Here is a 17,373-nt window from a genome sequence, read left to right as displayed (position 1 = left end):
GTGAAGGGAGAGCCCGGTGGACGCCGTCCTCGTCATCAACGCCGACCTCGGCCCGCTGCACCGGGTCACCGTCCAGCACGCGATCCGGATGCTGTGCCGCCGGGTCGCCGAGATCCACGAGGCCGAGCCGGACCAGGTGATCGGCGTCTTCCCGATGCCGAGGGTCGTCCGGCTCGTCCGGTACGTGGTCACCCGCTGGCGGTTCAGCGCCGGACCGGCCTGGTCCCGGGCCGGCGTGCTGCGCCGCGACGGGCACCGCTGCGCCTACTGCGGCGGCCCGGGCAGCACCATCGACCACATCCTGCCCCGCTCGCGCGGCGGCCGGAACACCTGGAGGAACACGACCGCCGCCTGCTACGCCTGCAACCAGCGCAAGGGCGACCGGACGCCGGCAGAGGCGGGCATGCCGCTGCGCCGCGAGCCGGTCACGCCGAGCTGGGCCGCGTTCGCCGGGCGGTGATCGGGCCGGCCGGCGGGCACAGGGGGCCGCGTCGGAGGTGTACGCCTCCGGCGCGGCGCCCGCCGGCCCCGGTCCCGATGCCGCCTCGGCGCCCGCCTCGGTGCCGATCCAGCTCAGCACGGGTTGGTGCCGGCGCCGGTGCCGGTGCAGCACGGCCGGTGACCGGTGTCGGTGCGCCGCGCACGCGGCGGGGTGCCGGCCGCGTTGGCGCGCCTTGGACTCCGCCGGCTCTGCGGGCCGCGGCTGAGCCTTCGCATGCAGGACGCCGGGTGCCGGTGCCGCCCATGACGGCGCCGGCCGGAGGAAGAGGGGGTCGACGACGCTTTAGAGCTGATGTCGTAAACGACTCAAGCGCGCGAAGCCGCATGCCCGCCCACGAGTCGGCAGTCACCGGACTCCAGCGCCGACCGGTGACGGCACCGCGCCGGGCCGGCCCGAACCGACAAGCCGATTCGTCCACGTCATCAGCTCGAAAGCGCGCAGGATCAGCGCAGGCGAGTGACGTCAGCCGAGCCGGGCCGGCCCGAACCGACAGGCCGATTCGTCTACGTCATCAGCTCGAAAGCGCCCGCGAGGGACGTCCCACGGCACCGAGGGCCTGCCCCTGCGACGGACGGGATCACGATCGGGAGCGGATGAAGCAGCGCGGCGGGCGATGGTCGTACCTGTGGATCAGGGGGGTGGTCAGGGCCGGTCGGACGGCGTCCAGCCGAAGTTGGGCGCGCGGCGCTCGCGGTGGGCCGCGATGCCCTCGCGGGCCTCGCCGCTGTCCCGCACCTTCCGGTGCCACCAGGCGATCCGGGCCGGCCCGGCCCGGTCGTCCACGATCTCCTTGGCGGCGGCGACGCTGAGCTGCGAGCGCTGCGCGATGGCACCGGTGATCGCGTCCACCCGGGCGGTGAGATCGTCGACCACCTCGTCCACCAGGCCGACCCGCAACGCCCGCTCGGCGTCGATCAGCTCGGCGGTGAAGAGCAGGAACTTCGCGGTGGCGGGGCCGACCAGCCGGGTCAGCCGGCGGGTGGTCGGGGCCGGGTAGACCAGCCCGAGCCGCGCCGGCGGCACGCCGAACCGGGCGTCCGGGGTGGCGATGCGCAGGTCGCAGGCGACCGCGAGCTGGCAGCCGCCGCCCACGCAGGACCCGGCGATCGCGGCGACGGTCGGCTTGGCGAAGGCGGCCAGCCGCTCCTCGGCGACCACCGCGATGCTGCCGTCGCCGGCTTCCAGCAGCTCGTCCAGGTCGCCCAGGTCCGCCCCGGCGCAGAAGGTGCCCTCCGCGCCGGTCAGCACCAGGGCGCGCACGGCCGGGTCGGCCTCCAGGCCGTCCAGCAGCACCGGCAGTTGCCGCCACATCGCCGGGGTCATCGCGTTGCGCCGCGCCGGGTTGCGGATCGTCACCGTCGCCACCGCGCCGGTCACCTCGACGGTCAACTCCGCGTCGGACACGCCACCACCCCTTCCGTGCCGGTCGGCGCGCGCCGACGCCGGTCCGGCGACCATAACGGCGCGGGCCCGGCGACCACCCGCGAGGGGTGGCGCCGGGCTCGCCGACGGCGAGGTCAGGTCAGGAGACGTCGACCGCGGTGTCGTCGATCACGAAGGACGTCTGCAGCGTGGCGTCCTCGGTGCCGGTGAACCTCAGGGTGACGGTCTGGCCGGCGTACGAGGCCAGCGAGAACGACTTCTGCGCGTACCCGGTGGCCTTGTTCAGGTTCGAGTAGGTCGCCAGGGTCGCCAGCACCGTCCCGGAGGAGTTGAGCACCTGCACCCGGAGGGTGTCGTACACGGTGCCGGTGGTGGTCTCCGCCGAGTCGACGTGCAGCCAGAAGGTGAAGTTGTACGTCGTGCAGCCGGCCGGCAGGCTCACCGCCTGGGAGAGCGTGTCGGTGTGGCTGCTGCCGTACCCGTCCAGCCAGGCGTTGCGGGTGCCGGTGCGGGCCGGCTGGCCGGTGAACGAGCCGATGACGCCCGAGGTCGACGTCCACGGGTTGGTGCCGGACTCGAAGCCGGGGTTGCCGAGCTTCTGGCCCGCGCCGGTGCAGCCGCCGCCGGTGCCGTTGACGGTCAGCGTGTAGCTGGCCGTCCTGTTCACCGAGCCGGCGCCGGTGACGGTCACCGGGTACGTGCCGGCCGGGGTGCTCGCCGTGGTGGCGATGGTGAGGGTGGACGAGCCGCCCGAGGTCACCGAGGTCGGGTTGAAGGTGGCGGTGGCGCCGGTCGGCAGGCCGGACGCGGAGAACGTCACCGTCTGCGCGTTGCCGCTCGTGGTGGCGGTGGCGACGGTGGTGGAGACCGAGCCGCCGGCGGTCACCGAGCCGGAGGTCGGCGAGAGCGTGACGGAGAAGTCGTTGCCGGTGGACGAGCAGGGCGCGTCGTTGCCTGCGACGGCCACCGCGGTCCACGCCGCCTGGACGGCCTTGTACTCGGTGGAGCAGTTGCCGTACAGGTCGGTCGCCGCGCGCAGGGTGTACGCCCGGGCGGTGTTCGACGGGGTGGTGTTGTTGACGTACGAGGTGTTCGACGTGAAGTAGACGTCGAGCGCCCGGAACCAGATCTTCTCCGCCTTGGTCCGGCCGATGCCGGTCACCGCGGGAGCGGAGCCGCAGATCGGCGAGGTGCCGTACGGGGTGGCGCCGGTGCCCTCGGCCAGGTTGAAGAAGAAGTGGTTGGCCGGGCCGGACGAGTAGTGCACGTCCTTGTTCCTGGTGGCGGTCGTCCAGCAGGTGTCGGACGAGCCGTCCAGCTTCGGGTCGTACATGTAGCGCAGCGGGGTGCCGTTGCCGTTGATGTTGATCTTCTCGCCGACCTGGTAGTCGCCCGGGTCGCTGGGGACGTTCGCGTAGAACTCGACCATGTTGCCGAAGATGTCGCTGGTGGCCTCGTTGAGGCCGCCGGACTCACCGGAGTAGGTCAGGCCGCCGGGTACCACGTTCTCGGTGACGCCGTGGCTCATCTCGTGGCCGGCCACGTCGAGCGAGACCAGCGGCCGGGAGTTGCCGGAGCCGTCGCCGTAGGTCATCCGGGAGCCGTCCCAGAAGGCGTTGACGTAGTTGTTGCCGTAGTGCACCCGGCTCGGCACGCCGGTGCCGTTGCCGAAGATGCCGTTGCGGCCGTGCACGTTCTTGAAGTAGTCGAAGGTCGTGGCGGCGCCGAAGTGGGCGTCCACGCCCGCACGCTGGCGGGTGTTGGTGTCACCCCAGGTGTTGTCGGAGTTCGTGAACGTGGTGCAGGTCGACGTGCCGTTGTTCATGTCGCAGGTGGAGCCGTTGCCGTGTGAGGGGTCGATCATCTGGTACGTGCTGCCGGAGAGCGTGGTGTCGATGGCGACCGTGCCGGAGTAGACGCTCTGGCCGCTGCCGACCACCATCTCGACCTCGTCGTACGAGCCGATCACCTTGCCGCTGACCGCGTCGGTGATGACGTGGAACGTCGACGGCGTCTGGCCGTCGGTGTGCCAACCGGTGAGCACCGTCTCGTAGGCGAGGCGACCCCGGCCGGAGCTGGCGTCGACGAAGAGCTCCGGGGCGCCGACCGTCTCCAACTTGCCCTCGAACTGCTTGCGGGCGGTCGCCCTGGCGGCGGCCGGGGAGACCTTCGCGCTGGTGGCGAGGGTCAGCGGGGCGGCGAGGCCGACGGAGGAGCCGGCGTAGCTGCCGTTGGGCGCCGTGTGGATGACGAAGTCACCGCCGTAGACGCGGAGGCCCTGGTAGGTGCGGGTGTAGCGGGTGTGCGCGGCACCATTGGCGTCCACCTTCGTGCGGACGGCCTGGTAGGACTCTCCGCTGACGCCCTGGACGGCGCCGGGGTTGCTGCGGAGCACGCTCTCGGCGCGAGCCGCAGGGGAGGTGTCCGGGGCGGGGGCGGTGGGGGCCGCGTGCGCCGCGGTGGCGACGCAGGTCCAGCAGGCCGCTGGTGAGCAGCGCTGCGCTGACGGCGGCGAGGGGTCGTTTCACGTGCCCTCCTGACAGGGGAGTTGTGACGGGGGTAGTCACGCATGTAGATATAACGATGTATTCGAGAAAGGGGAAGGGCGGAAGCGCTTCCAGCCCTCGACACTGCCCGAACGGAGGATGAGCAGCACTGATGGAACCCGGCGGCGGTGGCGCGCGTCCGAACGGCATGAGGTCGACCGCCCACGCCGCCGCCACGATCGCGGTCGTCGCCGCCCTCCTGACCGGCTGCTCAGCGACCGGCCCCGGCCCGCCCGCGCCGACGCGCTCCGCGACCGCCACGACTACCCCGGCAACCGGCACCGCCGCACCGGACGTCACCGCCACCCCGGTCGCGACCCCCGGGCCGGTGACGCTGACCCGCACCGGCGGCATCGCCGGCGGGAACGACACCGTGGCCGTCGAGTCGGACGGCCGCTGGACGGCGACCGACCGGGCCGGGGCGAGCCGGAGCGGCCAGCTGGCCCCCGCGGACCTCGGGCGGCTCCGCGGGCTGGTCGGGGCCGCCACCCGGGGCGGCGGCACCGATCCGAGCCCCGGCCGCTGCGCGGACGCCTACACCTACCGGCTGACCGCCGACACCCGCACCGTCAGCTGGACCGACTGTCCGACCGGCGCCCAGCCCGCCCCGGCCGCCACCGCCCTGGCCCAACTGCTCTTCCAGGCCACCTCCGGTTGACCCGTCGACACCCCCGCGCCCGCCCAGACCGGCGCAGCGGCGGGGCGGCCTACCAGCCGGACGCCGCCGTCAGCAGGGCCCGCCGCACGGCGGTCACCTCGCGCCGCCCGGCCACCCCGGGCCGGGCGGCGAGGAAGAGCGTGTTCAGCGGCGGCACGGCCGGGGTGAGCAGCGGCCGCAGCGCGCCGGCGGCCAGGTGGGCCCGGCACAGGTACGTCGGCAGCACGCTCGCCCCGGCCCCGGCGAGCACCGCCGCCAGGACCGCGCGCAGGTCGGCCACCACCAGGCTGGGTGTACGGGTCAGTCGGGTGTCGAAGACCGTCCGCCACCAGCGGCGCAGGATCGGCGCCTCCTCCGCGTACGCCACCAGGGGCACGTCCCGCAGCGACTGCGGGGTCACCGGGTCGGGCAGCCGCCGCGCCCAGACCGGCGCGGCGACCAGGGCGAACTCCTCGTCGTAGAGCGGCTCGGCGGTCAGCCCCCGTCGCCGGGGGCGCACGCTGCTCACCGCGAGGTCGAGCCGGCCGGCGGCCACGTCGTCGAGGAGCCGGTCGGGCAGGCCGGCCGAGACCCGCAGCTCCAGGCCCTCGGCGACCAGCCCGGCCACCGCCGGCAGGGCCAGTTCGGCGAGGAACTCCGCCGGGCCGCCCAGGAAGACCGTCCGGGGGTACGGCGTGGCCGCGTCGTCGGCGAGCACGGCGTCCAGCCGGTCCAGCGGCTCGGCCACCCGGCGGGCCAGTTCGTCACCGGCCGGGGTGGGCAGCACGCCCCGGGGCACCCGGTCGAAGAGCGGCCGGCCGACCGCCTCCTCCAGCGTCCGCAGCTGCGCGGTGACCGTGGGCTGGGCCAGGCCGAGCAGCTCGGCGGCGGCCGTGATCGACCCGGACCGGTGTACGGCGAGGAAGCTGCGGAGCAGGTCGAGCGACACCTTCACATCAGCAAACCTATCGCCGCTGTGTGGTTCGCCTATTGGTCGGCTATGGATTCGCGAGCCAGCATGGCGGCATGACTCGTGCACTGATCGCTCTGACCAGCCACCGCCATCTCGGCGACACCGGCCGGGAGACCGGCTTCTACGTCGGCGAGGCCGCCGAGCCGTGGGAGGTCTTCCGGGCCGCCGGGTGGGACGTCGACCTGGTGTCGGTGGCCGGCGGCCAGCCGCCGCTGGACGGCCGGGACGAGAACGACAAGACCCAGAACGACTTCCTCGCCACCGCCGGCGTGGAGAGCACCGCCAAGGCGGCGGAGGTCGACCCCTCCGGGTACGACGTGGTGGTCTTCGCCGGCGGCCACGGCACCATGTGGGACTTCCCGGACAACCCGGACCTGGCCCGGATCGCCGCCTCGATCTACGAGCGCGGCGGTGTGGTCGCCGCCGTCTGCCACGGCCCGTCCGCCCTGGTGAACCTGAAGCTCTCCGACGGCTCGCACCTGGTGGCGGGCAAGCGGGTGGCCGGCTTCACCAACGACGAGGAGGACGCCGTCGGCCTCTCGGCCGAGGTGCCGTTCCTGCTCGCCGACAAGCTCGCCGAGGCCGGCGCCACGCACGTCCCGGCACCGAACTTCACCGAGCAGGTCGTCGTCGACGGCCGCCTGGTCACCGGCCAGAACCCCCAGTCCGCCCGCGCCATGGCCGAGGCCGTCGTCCGGGCCGTCCAGGCCGGCTGAACCCGCCCGCCCAGCCGTCGCGGAAGCGTGGCCGCTCCCCAGCGGGGTGGCCACGCTTCCTTCCGTCCGGCACCGCTGCTCCAGCCCGAAACTTTGCAACGCGACGTTGCGTTGCAGTACGGTGGCCGCATGACCGCTGCCGCGTTGACCCCACAGACCGCCCCGCCCGGCAACCCGGCCGTCGGCGGCACCCCGCCGACGCTGCCCGCCGGGGTGGACGCGCTGGTCGACCAGGTACGCGGCACCGGTCCCACCTTCACCGCCACCTCGCCGCTGACCGGCGCGGCGACGGTGGTCGTACCGTCGAGCGGCCCGGCCGACGTGGACGCCGCGTTCGCCGACGCGGCCGGCGCACAGCGGACCTGGGCGGCGCTGCCGGTGGCCCGCCGGGCCGCCGTCCTGCTCCGGCTGCACGACCTCGTGCTCGACCGGCAGGCCGACGGGCTGGACCTGGTCCAACTGGAGGCCGGCAAGGCCCGGCGGCACGCCGTCGAGGAGGTCCTCGACGTGGCGATCACCGCCCGCTACTACGCCCGCGCCACGGCGCGGCTGCTGCGCCCACGCCGCCGTGGGGGCGCCCTGCCGCTGCTCACCCGCACCCGCGAGCTGCGCTTCCCGGTCGGCGTGGTGGGCGTCGTCTCGCCCTGGAACTACCCGCTCTCGCTCGCCACCGCCGAAGTGCTGCCGGCCCTGATGGCGGGCAACGCGGTGGTGCACCGACCCGACCCGGCGACCATGCTCACCGCCCTCTGGGTCCGCGCCCTGGCCGTCGAGGCGGGGTTGCCCGCCGCGCTCTGGCAGGTCGTGGCCGGCGAGGGCGCCGACGTCGGTCCGCTGGTCACCGAGCGGGCCGACCTGGTCTGCTTCACCGGCTCCACCCGGGTCGGCCGGGAGGTCGCCGCCCAGGCCGCGCGCCGGCTGGTCCCGGCGTCGCTGGAGCTGGGCGGCAAGAACCCGCTGCTGGTGCTCGACGACGCCGACCTGGACCGGGCGGTCGAGGGGACGATCCGGGCCTGCTTCGCCAGCGCCGGGCAGCTCTGCGTCTCGATCGAGCGGGTGTACGTCGCCGACCGGCTGCACGACGAGTTCCTGCGCCGCTTCGTGGCGCGTACCGCGACGCTGCGGCTGGGGATCGGCGGCGACTTCGACGCCGATCTCGGCTCGCTGGCCTCCGCACGCCAGCTCGACACGGTCACCGCGCACGTCGCGGACGCCGTCGAGCACGGCGCCACCGTGCACACCGGTGGCCGGCACCGGCCCGACATCGGCGCGTACGTCTTCGAGCCGACCGTGCTCACCGGCGTCACCCCCGGCATGCGGATGTACGCCGAGGAGACCTTCGGGCCGGTGGTCGCCGTCCACCGGTTCCACACCGACGACGAGGCCGTCGCCCTGGCCAACGACACCGCGTACGGCCTGAACGCCAGCGTGTTCAGCGGCTCCGGCGCGCGCGGCGAGGCGGTCGCCGCCCGGATCGAGGCGGGCAGCGTCAACGTCGACGACGGCTACTCCGCGGTCTGGGGCAGCATCGACGCGCCGATGAGCGGGTGGAAGGACTCCGGGCTCGGCGGCCGGCACGGCGCCGACGGGCTGCTCCGCTTCACCCGGGTCAAGACCGTCGCCCGGCAGCGCGGGCTGGACCTCGCCCCGGCGTACCACCGGCCGGGCGCGGAGACCGCGGCCTGGACCCGCCGGATGACCGCGGCGCTGCGCCTGCTGCGCCGCGTCGGCCGGTGACCGGCGTGGCGACGGCCGGTCGCGGGCCGCGCGGCGCAGCCGCCATCCACGCCGCCGTGCTCGACCTGCTCGACACCGACGGGTACGCCGGGCTGACCATCGAGGGAGTGGCCCGCCGCTCCGGGGTCAACAAGACCACCCTCTACCGCTGGTGGCCCTCGAAGCCAGCGCTGGTGGCCGCCACCTTCCGGCACGCCATCGCCCGGGACCTGCCGGTGCCGGACACCGGCACCCTGCGCGGGGACCTGGTCACGCTGGTCCGCGCCAAGGCGGCCTTCCTCGGTGCGGGGCCGGGCCGGCTCGCCGCCGACGTGCTCGCGCACACCGGCGCCGACCCGGAGCTGGCCCGGCTCGCCGACGAACTGCTCGGCCAGCACTGCGCCCACGTCGCCGAGATCACCGCCCGGGCCCGCGACCGGGGCGAGCTGAGCGGGCCGGTGGACGACCTGCTCCTGGCCGACCTGCTGCTCGGACCGGTCTGGCTGCGGGCCGTGGTGACCCACCGTCCGTTCTCGGCGGCGGACGCGGACGCGCTGGTCGACACGTTGCTCGCCGGCCTGCCCACGACGCCGGCGCCCTGACCCTCGCGCTCCGGCGCGCAACGGCAATGTTCCGCCGCCCCGCCGTCACCCATGGAGCAGCCGGAACCGCTCGGCCACCGCGAGGGTGTCGTCGTCCACGGTGAAGTCCGGGTCGCCGAGCCAGCCCCGGTAGTCCGGCCCGTGCCAGTACGCTTCGTGCCCGGCGCGCCAGGCGGCGACGGACCCGTACCCCTCGCCCTCGTCCCGGGCGTGGTCGAGGTCGACGTCGCCGAGCCGGACGACGCGTACCTCGGTCACCTCGATGACCGCGATCGGGCGGTCGGCGGAGTCGACCACGACCGACCGTGCGCCGACCAGCGGCAGCGGCTCGCCGTCACGCTCGTAGTCCTGAAGCAGGCCGGTGGTGGAGGTCTTCGCGCCGGAGCGGACGGCGGCGACGAGCTGGTCGCGAAGCGGCCCCGGAAAGGCGAATTCGGTCTTCGGCAGGTCGGGTGGGGGCGTCGTCATCCGGCGACCGTAGTCGGCGCGGGGCGCCGGTCACACCCGATAGTCGCTGGGCAGCCCGGTGCCGCGCAGCTCGGGCGGCAGGTGCGCCACGTCGTTGAAGGCGACCAGGTTGGGCGGCCCGGACGAGCTGTAGCGGATCACGGTCAGCCCGGCGTTGTGGTGGTTCACTCCCAGCCAGCGCCGTTCCGGGGCGTCGAGGGCGTGCCGGACCAGCCAGGCGATCAGGAAGTTGTGGGTGATCACCAACTCGCGGACGTCACCCTCCGCCGGGGCGGTGGCGAAGCGGGCGACGGCCTCCGCCGCCAGTCGCGGCCCGTCGACCCGCTCGCGCGGCGAGAAGCGGGCCAGGAAGCTCGCGTACGCCACGGGCAGGCCGGCCGGGTCGGTGTCGTGCGGGAGATGGTCGCCGGCCAGCTCGGTCTCGTACACCGGGACCTTCGGCAGCGACGCGGCGACCAGCTCGGCGGTCTCGGCGGCCCGGCGCAGCGGGCCGTGGTGGACGGCGCGCAACGGTACGGCCCGCAGCCGCTGGCCGAGCAGCGTGGCCTGACGGCGACCCCGCTCCGAGAGACCCACCTCGGGCGACTCGACCTCCGGGCGGTCCTGCTCGCCGTGCCGAGCCAGATAGAGCAGTCGCGTGGCCATCGTCGTCTCCTCGTGCGGCCGGGAGGCGCGATGCTAACCCGCGCCTCCCGGCCGTCGCCGTCCCGCTCACGCTCAGCGAGGCGACCGTCGCAGCGCTCCCGCGAACGTCGCGGTGACCCAGGCCCAGCCGGCGGCCACCGCGAGGCCGAAGGCGATCATGGTCGCCGGGCCGGGCCGGACGATCAGCGCGCCCCAGGCGAGCGCGAAGCCGGCGCCGGTCGCGATGCTGGCGACGGCCCACGCCCGCGCGCCCCGGCGGGCGGCCCGGCGAACGGCGATGACGGTCGCCAGGATCAGCGCGCCGAAGGCGACCGCCGCCGCGAGGAAGTGCAGCCCGCCGTGCCAGCTGATCTGCCCGGGGCCGCGCGGCGTGCCGGCCGGGAAGCCGTCGGCCGGGTCGGCGCTGAAGACGCCGGCCGCCATCAGGCCGAGCCCCCAGAGGCCGAGCAGCCGAGGCAGCCAGGTCGAGCCGGTCGTGGGGGTGCGGCGCAGCGCGCCGGCCGCTGCGACGCAGAGCGCCCCGGTGACCAGGAAGGTGGCGATCTGGATCCAGCCCAGGTCGCCGGTGCTCAGCATGCTGACCGGGTGCCGCCGGAAGTCGAAGCCGTCGCGGCTGGCGCCCTGGACCAGCGCGGAGACGGCGAAGATCGGGCCGGCGAGGGTACCGCCGGCCAGCAGGACCCGGTCCCGCCCGCTCGCGACCGGTCGGACCTCGGGAAGGGTGATCGCGTCGGTCACGGCTCGCCTCCGCTCAGGGCCGGGGGAACATCTGGCCGATGCGGATCCGGTTGCCGAACGGATCGCGGATGCCGAAGTCGATCCCGTACGGGCGCTCCATCGGCTCGTCGGTGATCTCCACACCCTTGGCGACCAGGTCCTCGTACGTCTTGTGGGCGTCGTCGGTGGTCATGAAGAGGGAGCCGGGCAGCGCGCCCTTGGTGAGCAGCTCGCGGACCTGCTCGGCGGTGGCCGGGTCGAGCGCCGGCGGGCCGGGCTTCTCCAGCAGGACCTCGCGCTCCGGGTCGCCGGGCAGGTTGACCGTGAGCCAGCGCATGAAGCCGAGGTCCTGGTCGGTGTTGACCTCCATGCCGAGCTTGCCCACGTAGAAGTCGAGGGCCTCGTCCTGGTCGAGGACGTAGATCTAGGAGCGGCTGATCGCGTTCATCGTCATGCCCATGACGCTAGAGGTCGGGCGTGACCTGCCGCTTATCCGAAACTGCTCGGTCTGGTCCAGGCCTTGGTGAAGCAGCTCGGCACGTGCGCGGCGGCGGCCGACCGGCGCCGGCGGAAGTCGCTCGGCGACTCGCCGACGATCTGCCGGAACGTCCGGCTGAACGTGCCGAGGCTGCCGAAGCCGACCGCGAAGCAGATGTCGGTGACGTCCCGGTCGCTCTCCACCAACAGGGACATCGCCCGCTCCACCCGACGGCGTTGCAGGTAGCGGTGCGGCGTCTCACCGAAGGTGGCCCGGAAGGTACGGATGAAGTGGGCCTGGGAGACGTGCGCGATCCGGGCCAGCGCCGCGATGTCCAACGGCTGGGCGTACGCCCGGTCCATGGCGTCCCGGGCGCGCAGCAGGGCCCGGTTCGACTGCTCCACCGCGCGACTCATCGACCTCGCCTCCCCGCGTCCGCCCAGGCTATCGGGCGGAGGCGGGCCACTTCGGTGAGGACACGCGATGCATCGGGCGCCCCGGCCGAGGTAGCCGCGGGTCCACGCCTGCATGAACCGAGCCCAGGTGATCGGCCCGGCCAGCCACAGGTCGCCACCGCCCGCTTCTGGCAGCTCTTCGGGCTCAGTGGTCTCGTCGCGACAGTCCCCCTGTGTTGGGTCACCGGCGGACTCACCGCCCGGCCGCCATCGTCGAGACAACGGCGCGGGCGTCACAGCTTGTAACAATCCTGATCAACGTTGCCCGCGGCCATCCAGCGCGTCCGTATTTCCTGTTGATGGAGCTGGGCGGCCCACCTCACTTCGTCCGGACGCGCTCCCGGCGGCTGTCGTGGCCCCGGTTGCTGTCGGCGTTGCCGTCAACCGGGCGGCGCACGGCAGCGCCCCGGTGGAAGCTGCCTGGTGGAGTTGGAGCCCCCGGCCGGGATCGAACCGGCGACATCTCGCTTACAAGGCGAGTGCTCTGGCCAGCTGAGCTACAGGGGCGCGTGTGTCGACGTCAGCATAGCGATCCGACGTGCGGAATTCCCGCTCGGCAGGCCGCCGAGCACGGAAAACGTCGATCGCTGACGCTCTTCGCCGACGGATCGGCGCCGAAGGGCCGCATCCGCCGAGGGGATTCCTGCCCGCCCGTGCCCGACTGACCGGAATGCGTATGCGGTCCGTCCCTTCCGGCGTCCCCCGTCTTGGCAGGCCCGGAAAAGGCGTTTACCGTGCAGTCACACGGGCGACACCCCCGTCCGGCTCCGGCCGAACGGTTGCGCCGTCCGCGGACCGGCACCGACGCGGTGCCGGTGGCTCCTTCACTCGGATCGTCCGGCACGTTCCTGCCGGTGAAAGGAAGCGCACCACCATGGCTACGGTCACGTACGCGAAGGCCTCCCGGATCTACCCGGGCACCGAACGCCCCGCGGTGAACCAGCTCGACCTCCAGATCGGCGACGGGGAGTTCCTCGTCCTGGTCGGCCCGTCGGGTTGCGGCAAGTCCACCAGCCTGCGGATGCTCGCCGGCCTGGAGGACGTCGACGACGGCGCGATCTACATCGACGACCGGGACGTCACCCACCTTCCCCCGAAGGCCCGCGACATCGCGATGGTCTTCCAGAACTACGCCCTCTACCCGCACATGTCGGTGTACGAGAACATGGCGTTCGCGCTGAAGCTGCGCAAGACCTCCAAGGACGAGATCGACCGTCGGGTCAAGGAGGCGGCCGGGCTGCTCCAGCTGGAGGAGTTCCTCAACCGCAAGCCGAAGGCGCTCTCCGGTGGTCAGCGCCAGCGGGTCGCGATGGGCCGGGCGATCGTCCGCGAGCCGCAGGTCTTCCTCATGGACGAGCCGCTGTCGAACCTCGACGCCAAGCTCCGCGTGCAGACCCGTACCCAGATCGCCTCGCTCCAGGCCAAGCTCGGCATCACCACGGTCTACGTCACGCACGACCAGGTCGAGGCGATGACCATGGGCCACCGGGTGGCGGTCATGCTCGACGGCATCCTCCAGCAGGTGGACACCCCGCGGGCGCTCTACGACACCCCGGCCAACGTCTTCGTCGCCGGCTTCATGGGCTCCCCCGCCATGAACATCAAGACCGTGCCGCTGAACGACCAGGGCGCGGCCTTCGCCGAGATGCACATCCCGCTGACCCGCGAGCAGGTCGAGGCCGCCCGCGCCGAGGGCGGCGACGGCAAGGTGACCGTGGGCTTCCGTCCGGAGGACTGCGACCTGGTCAGCCCGACCGAGGGCGGCATGCCGGTCGTCGTCGAGCTGGTCGAGGACCTCGGCTCGGACGCCAACGTCTACGGCCACGCCGCGCTGGAGGGTCACGACGAGCGCTTCGTCGTCCGCACCGACCGGCGCACCATGCCGAACATGGGTGACACCGTGTTCGTCAAGCCGCGCGCCGGCCGCAGCCACGTCTTCCACGCCGCCACCGGCATCCGGATCTGACGTACGTACAGCGAAAGGGGCGGTCCGCCACGGCGGACCGCCCCTTCTCGTCTGCGTGAACCGGTCGGTCAGCCCTCGGCGGCGCGGCGGCGGGACACCTCGGCGAGGGTGACGGCGGCGGCGACGCTGGCGTTGAGCGACTCCACGTCGGAGATCATCGGGATGCTGACGGTCAGGTCGCAGGTCTCCCCGACCAGCCGGGACAGCCCGCGCCCCTCCGAGCCGACGACCACGACCAGCGGGCCGACCGCGGCCTCCAGGTCGTACAGGTCGGTCTCGCCGTCGGCGTCCAGGCCGACCACCATGAAGCCGGCGTCCCGGCAGGCCTTCAACGCCCTGGTCAGGTTGGTGACCTGGGCGACGGGCACCCGCGCGGCCGCGCCGGCGGAGGTCCGCCAGGCGGTCGCGGTGATCCCGGCGGCCCGCCGCTCGGGTACGAAGACACCCTGCGCGCCGAACGCGGCGGCGGAGCGGATCACCGCGCCCAGGTTGCGCGGGTCGGTGACCCCGTCCAGCGCCACCAGCAGCGGGGCGGTGTGCTCCACCGACGCGGCCAGCATGTCCTCGAAGGGCTCGTACGCGAACGGCGGCACCTGGAGACCGACGCCCTGGTGCAGCACCCCGCCGGTCATCCGGTCCAGCTCGGCCCGGCTGACCTCCAGGATGGCGATGCCCCGGTCGGCGGCCGTACGGATGATCTCGTTGACCCGGTCGTCGGCGTCCATGCCCTGCGCGGTGTAGAGCGCGGTCGCCGGCACCTGCGTGCGCAGCGACTCCAGCACCGGGTTGCGGCCGACCAGCAGCTCCGGGCTGTCCTTGGCCGGGTTGGACTTGCGTCCCGGCGCGACCCGCGGACCGGTCCGGCCGGTGGGCTTGCCGCCCCGACCGCCGGTGCCGCCCCGGCCGACCGGAACGCCCCGGCCACCGCCCCTGCCCCAGGTGGTGTCCTTCGAGCCCGGCTGGCCGATCTTGGGGGCACGCCCCTCCTCGGCCGCCGCGCGGCGCTCCTTGTCCTGCTTCCAGGCGGTGCGCTGGGGCAGCTTCTCGGTGCCCGAGTACGCCTTGTGCCACGGCCGCTCATCGGCGGGCAGGGTCCTGCCCCGTCCCGCCAGGGCGTCCTTGTTCTTGCCGCCGGAGCCCTTCGGGGCGCCCGCCTTCGGGGTCAGACGCCGGCCACGGCGCTGCGAGTTGCCGGCCATCAGTCCTGCTCTCCAATAGTCCATCGGGGGCCCTGGGGGGTGTCCTCCACCACCACGCCGGCCTGCTTCAACTGGTCGCGTACGGCGTCCGCGGCAGCCCAGTCCTTGCGGCTGCGCGCCTGCGCGCGCTGCTCCAGGGCCAGCGCGATCAGGGAGTCCACCACGCCGCGCAGGTCGTCCGCGCGGCCACCGCCGTTCCAGGCCGGGTCCAGGGGGTCGACGCCGAGGATATCCAGCATCGCCCGTACGGCCCCCAGGGTCGTGCGCACGGTCACATCGTCGCCGTCGGTCAGGGCGGTGTTGCCGTCCCTGAGCACCCCCTGGAGCACGGCGAGGGCGGCCGAGGTGTTCAGGTCGTCGTCCATCGCGGCGACGAAGCCGGCGGGCAGCTCACCGAGCTGACCGGCGCCGACCCGCTCGGCGGCCCGCAGCACGAAGCCCTCGATCCGCCGGTACGCCACCGCGGCGTCGCGCAGCGCGTCCTCGGAGTAGTCGATCAGCGAGCGGTAGTGCGCGGCGGCGTAGTAGTAGCGCAGCTCGACCGGGCGCACCCCGAGCGACTCCACGTACGCCAGGTCGAGGGCGTTCCCCAGCGACTTGCCCATCTTGGTGCCGCCGATGCCGAGCAGCCCGTGGTGCACCCAGTAGCGGGCGAAGGGCAGCCCGGCGGCCTGCGACTGGGCGACCTCGTTCTCGTGGTGCGGGAAGGTCAGGTCCAGCCCGCCGCCGTGGATGTCGAACTCGGCGCCCAGGTAGCGCCAGCACATCGCCGAGCACTCGATGTGCCAGCCGGGCCGGCCCCGCCCCCACGGCGACGGCCAGTACGCGTCGGCCGGCTCGTCGGACTTGACGCCCTTCCAGAGGGCGAAGTCGCGCGGGTCCCGCTTGCCCCGGTCCGGCGCGTCGCCGGCCGACTGCATCGCGTCCGGCGACGCGCCCGACAGCGACCCGTACGCCGGCCAGGAGGTCACGTCGAAGTAGACGTCGCCGGAGCCGTCGGTGGCCGGGTAGGCGTACCCGTCGGCGATCAGCTTCGCGATCAGCTCGTGCATCTCCGGGATGTGCCCGGTGGCGCGCGGCTCGTACGTCGGCGGCAGCACGTTCAACGCCCGGTACGAGTCGGCGAGCAGCTGCTCGTTGGCGTACGCGATCGACCAGAACGGCCGGCCCTGCTCCTGCGCCTTGACCAGGATCTTGTCGTCGATGTCGGTCAGGTTGCGGACGAAGGTGACCTCGTAGCCCGCGGCGAGCAGCCAGCGGCGCAGCACGTCGTAGTTGACGCCGGAGCGAAGGTGGCCGATGTGCGGTGGAGACTGGAGGGTGAGACCACACAGGTAAACCCCCACCTTGCCGGCTTCCCGCGGGACGAAGTCCCGCACCGATCGGGTGGCGGTGTCATACAGGCGTAGCGTCACCGTACAAGGGTAGCCGTCCACGCATTCCCAGGTCGCCCGGAGCCGGGTCGTACGCTGCGTGCTGTGGAGACGACGGCGAGGCCCGGCGAGTCCGGCGACGCGGCGGCCCGGGTCGGCGTCGGCGCGACGGGACGGGACAGGCCGGCGCTCGGCGACGCGGCGGTCCGGGTTGGCGAGACGGTCCGGGCCGGCGAGACGGCGCAGACCCTGGACCGGGGCCTGCGCCTGCTGCATCTGGTGGCCGACGCGCCCGCCGGGCTGACCGTGACCGAGGCGGCGAACCGGCTGGGTATCGGTCGGGCGGCCGTCTACCGGCTGGTCGGGGCGCTGACCGGGCACGGGATGCTGCGCCGGGACGGTGGCGGCCGGCTGCGCCTCGGCGCCGGCGTGCTGCACCTGGCCCGGCGGGCGCAGCCGTTGCTGGCCGAGGGGGCGCTGCCCGCGCTGCGCCGGCTGGCCGAGCAGGCCGGCGCGACCGCGCACCTCACCGTGGTGGAGGGCGGCGAGGGGGTGGCGCTGGCGGTGGTCGAGCCGAGCTGGACGTCGTTCCACGTGGCGTACCGGACGGGCGCGCGGCACCCGCTGGAGCGTGGGGCGGCCGGTCGGGCGATCCTGGCCGGCCGGGCGGGCGTGGCCGACCCGGTGAGCACCGTCGGGGAGCTCCAACCCGGGGCGTACGGGGTGGCCGCGCCGGTGTTGGGGGTGCCGGGCCTGGAGGCGAGCGTCGGGGTGGTGGCCTTGGCCCCGCTGGACGGGGACACCGTCGGCGCGCAGGTCCTCGCCGCCGCCGAGTCGATCGCCGCCGCGCTCTCCTGACCTTCCGGCCTCGCACCTTGGCAAGATCGGCTTCGTTTGCGGCGAGTCGCGGTGTCCAGGCGGGGCGGTTTCAGGTGGCTGTTGCAACGAGGTACTTGTGGAGTGCTTGGGCGGGATTCTGCCAGTTGAGGGTTTGGCG

The 17,373-nt window shown here is 73.7% G+C and carries 17 protein-coding genes and 1 tRNA gene; 7 read left to right on the top strand and 11 right to left on the bottom strand.

The features are described from left to right. The first annotated feature begins 16 nt into the window (after positions 1–16). Positions 17–460: an HNH endonuclease gene (locus AC5L3Z_RS29080; protein WP_494846509.1), complete on the top strand. Its 444-nt coding sequence runs from the start codon at positions 17–19 to the stop codon at positions 458–460. Positions 461–1,144: 684 nt separating this feature from the next. Here AC5L3Z_RS29080 and AC5L3Z_RS29075 read toward each other — a convergent pair. Together AC5L3Z_RS29075 and AC5L3Z_RS29070 are read right to left on the bottom strand one after the other, a co-directional pair. After that, entirely contained in the window at positions 1,145–1,960 is an 816-nt protein-coding gene (locus AC5L3Z_RS29075; RefSeq protein WP_494846507.1) for an enoyl-CoA hydratase/isomerase family protein, read from the bottom strand. A gap of 64 nt (positions 1,961–2,024) precedes the next feature. Continuing rightward, positions 2,025–4,280 (bottom strand): M4 family metallopeptidase, encoded by a 2,256-nt coding sequence (locus AC5L3Z_RS29070; RefSeq protein WP_494846505.1) that lies wholly within the window; start codon positions 4,278–4,280, stop codon positions 2,025–2,027. A 263-nt stretch (positions 4,281–4,543) separates the two neighbouring features. Between AC5L3Z_RS29070 and AC5L3Z_RS29065 the strand changes: the two genes are divergently transcribed. After that, positions 4,544–5,089 carry a hypothetical protein gene (locus AC5L3Z_RS29065; RefSeq protein ID WP_494846503.1) on the top strand — a complete coding sequence of 182 codons (546 nt, stop codon included), beginning with the start codon at positions 4,544–4,546 and terminating at the stop codon, positions 5,087–5,089. Between the two features lie 49 nt (positions 5,090–5,138). Here the strand turns inward: AC5L3Z_RS29065 and AC5L3Z_RS29060 are convergent, their stop codons facing one another. Next, positions 5,139–6,023 carry a LysR family transcriptional regulator gene (locus AC5L3Z_RS29060; protein WP_494846501.1) on the bottom strand — a complete coding sequence of 295 codons (885 nt, stop codon included), beginning with the start codon at positions 6,021–6,023 and terminating at the stop codon, positions 5,139–5,141. Positions 6,024–6,094: 71 nt separating this feature from the next. Between AC5L3Z_RS29060 and AC5L3Z_RS29055 the strand changes: the two genes are divergently transcribed. The 3 genes from AC5L3Z_RS29055 (at position 6,095) to AC5L3Z_RS29045 (ending at position 9,075) form a co-directional block, all read left to right on the top strand. Then, positions 6,095–6,757, top strand: a complete 663-nt coding sequence (locus AC5L3Z_RS29055) for a type 1 glutamine amidotransferase domain-containing protein (protein WP_494846500.1) — start codon at positions 6,095–6,097, stop codon at positions 6,755–6,757. A 129-nt stretch (positions 6,758–6,886) separates the two neighbouring features. Then, positions 6,887–8,494, top strand: coding sequence for a succinic semialdehyde dehydrogenase (locus AC5L3Z_RS29050; RefSeq protein ID WP_494846499.1), 1,608 nt, complete (start codon positions 6,887–6,889; stop codon positions 8,492–8,494). Next, positions 8,491–9,075 (top strand): TetR/AcrR family transcriptional regulator, encoded by a 585-nt coding sequence (locus tag AC5L3Z_RS29045; RefSeq protein ID WP_494846498.1) that lies wholly within the window; start codon positions 8,491–8,493, stop codon positions 9,073–9,075. The genes AC5L3Z_RS29050 and AC5L3Z_RS29045 overlap by 4 nt, the downstream gene beginning before the upstream one ends. A gap of 45 nt (positions 9,076–9,120) precedes the next feature. Here the strand turns inward: AC5L3Z_RS29045 and AC5L3Z_RS29040 are convergent, their stop codons facing one another. The 6 genes from AC5L3Z_RS29040 to AC5L3Z_RS29015 all read right to left on the bottom strand — a co-directional run bounded on the left by AC5L3Z_RS29040 (position 9,121) and on the right by AC5L3Z_RS29015 (position 12,345). Continuing rightward, complete coding sequence (locus tag AC5L3Z_RS29040; protein ID WP_494846496.1) at positions 9,121–9,543, bottom strand: ASCH domain-containing protein; 423 nt, start codon at positions 9,541–9,543, stop codon at positions 9,121–9,123. 30 nt (positions 9,544–9,573) lie between these two features. Beyond that, entirely contained in the window at positions 9,574–10,188 is a 615-nt protein-coding gene (locus tag AC5L3Z_RS29035; RefSeq protein WP_494846495.1) for a histidine phosphatase family protein, read from the bottom strand. Positions 10,189–10,260: 72 nt separating this feature from the next. After that, a complete protein-coding gene (locus AC5L3Z_RS29030) occupies positions 10,261–10,926 on the bottom strand; it encodes a DUF998 domain-containing protein (protein ID WP_494846494.1) in 666 nt (221 codons plus the stop codon). Positions 10,927–10,939: 13 nt separating this feature from the next. Further along, on the bottom strand, positions 10,940–11,275 hold the full coding sequence (locus AC5L3Z_RS29025) for a VOC family protein (RefSeq protein WP_494846493.1): 336 nt from the start codon (positions 11,273–11,275) through the stop codon (positions 10,940–10,942). A 119-nt stretch (positions 11,276–11,394) separates the two neighbouring features. Next, positions 11,395–11,799, bottom strand: coding sequence for a helix-turn-helix domain-containing protein (locus AC5L3Z_RS29020; protein WP_494846492.1), 405 nt, complete (start codon positions 11,797–11,799; stop codon positions 11,395–11,397). A 469-nt stretch (positions 11,800–12,268) separates the two neighbouring features. Further along, positions 12,269–12,345, bottom strand: a tRNA-Thr gene (locus AC5L3Z_RS29015). Positions 12,346–12,712: 367 nt separating this feature from the next. On the opposite strand from AC5L3Z_RS29015, the gene AC5L3Z_RS29010 reads away from it, so the two are divergent. Beyond that, entirely contained in the window at positions 12,713–13,804 is a 1,092-nt protein-coding gene (locus AC5L3Z_RS29010; RefSeq protein WP_494846490.1) for an ABC transporter ATP-binding protein, read from the top strand. 68 nt (positions 13,805–13,872) lie between these two features. Here the strand turns inward: AC5L3Z_RS29010 and rlmB are convergent, their stop codons facing one another. Further along, positions 13,873–15,003 carry a 23S rRNA (guanosine(2251)-2'-O)-methyltransferase RlmB gene (gene rlmB / locus AC5L3Z_RS29005; RefSeq protein ID WP_494846488.1) on the bottom strand — a complete coding sequence of 377 codons (1,131 nt, stop codon included), beginning with the start codon at positions 15,001–15,003 and terminating at the stop codon, positions 13,873–13,875. Then, positions 15,003–16,418 (bottom strand): cysteine--tRNA ligase, encoded by a 1,416-nt coding sequence (gene cysS, locus AC5L3Z_RS29000; protein WP_494846486.1) that lies wholly within the window; start codon positions 16,416–16,418, stop codon positions 15,003–15,005. Before cysS ends, rlmB begins: the two co-directional genes overlap by 1 nt. 207 nt (positions 16,419–16,625) lie before the next feature. Here cysS and AC5L3Z_RS28995 point away from each other — a divergent pair, with 207 nt between their 5' ends. Then, a complete protein-coding gene (locus AC5L3Z_RS28995; protein WP_494846565.1) occupies positions 16,626–17,234 on the top strand; it encodes a helix-turn-helix domain-containing protein in 609 nt (202 codons plus the stop codon). Positions 17,235–17,373: the final 139 nt, after the last annotated feature.

Source organism: Micromonospora sp. LZ37, from assembly GCF_059359015.1.
This window is presented reverse-complemented; position numbering and strand designations above follow the sequence as displayed.

What these genes read in the sequence shown, in the direction of transcription:
- AC5L3Z_RS29075 (WP_494846507.1), bottom strand. Translation starts at nt 1,960, where the DNA reads ATGGTCGCCGGACCGGCGTCGGCGCGCGCCGACCGGCACGGAAGGGGT.
- AC5L3Z_RS29065 (WP_494846503.1), top strand. Translation starts at nt 4,544, where the DNA reads ATGGAACCCGGCGGCGGTGGCGCGCGTCCGAACGGCATGAGGTCGACC.
- AC5L3Z_RS29055 (WP_494846500.1), top strand. Translation starts at nt 6,095, where the DNA reads ATGACTCGTGCACTGATCGCTCTGACCAGCCACCGCCATCTCGGCGAC.
- AC5L3Z_RS29050 (WP_494846499.1), top strand. Translation starts at nt 6,887, where the DNA reads ATGACCGCTGCCGCGTTGACCCCACAGACCGCCCCGCCCGGCAACCCG.
- AC5L3Z_RS29040 (WP_494846496.1), bottom strand. Translation starts at nt 9,543, where the DNA reads ATGACGACGCCCCCACCCGACCTGCCGAAGACCGAATTCGCCTTTCCG.
- AC5L3Z_RS29035 (WP_494846495.1), bottom strand. Translation starts at nt 10,188, where the DNA reads ATGGCCACGCGACTGCTCTATCTGGCTCGGCACGGCGAGCAGGACCGC.
- AC5L3Z_RS29025 (WP_494846493.1), bottom strand. Translation starts at nt 11,275, where the DNA reads ATGGAGGTCAACACCGACCAGGACCTCGGCTTCATGCGCTGGCTCACG.
- AC5L3Z_RS29020 (WP_494846492.1), bottom strand. Translation starts at nt 11,799, where the DNA reads ATGAGTCGCGCGGTGGAGCAGTCGAACCGGGCCCTGCTGCGCGCCCGG.
- AC5L3Z_RS29010 (WP_494846490.1), top strand. Translation starts at nt 12,713, where the DNA reads ATGGCTACGGTCACGTACGCGAAGGCCTCCCGGATCTACCCGGGCACC.
- rlmB (WP_494846488.1), bottom strand. Translation starts at nt 15,003, where the DNA reads ATGGCCGGCAACTCGCAGCGCCGTGGCCGGCGTCTGACCCCGAAGGCG.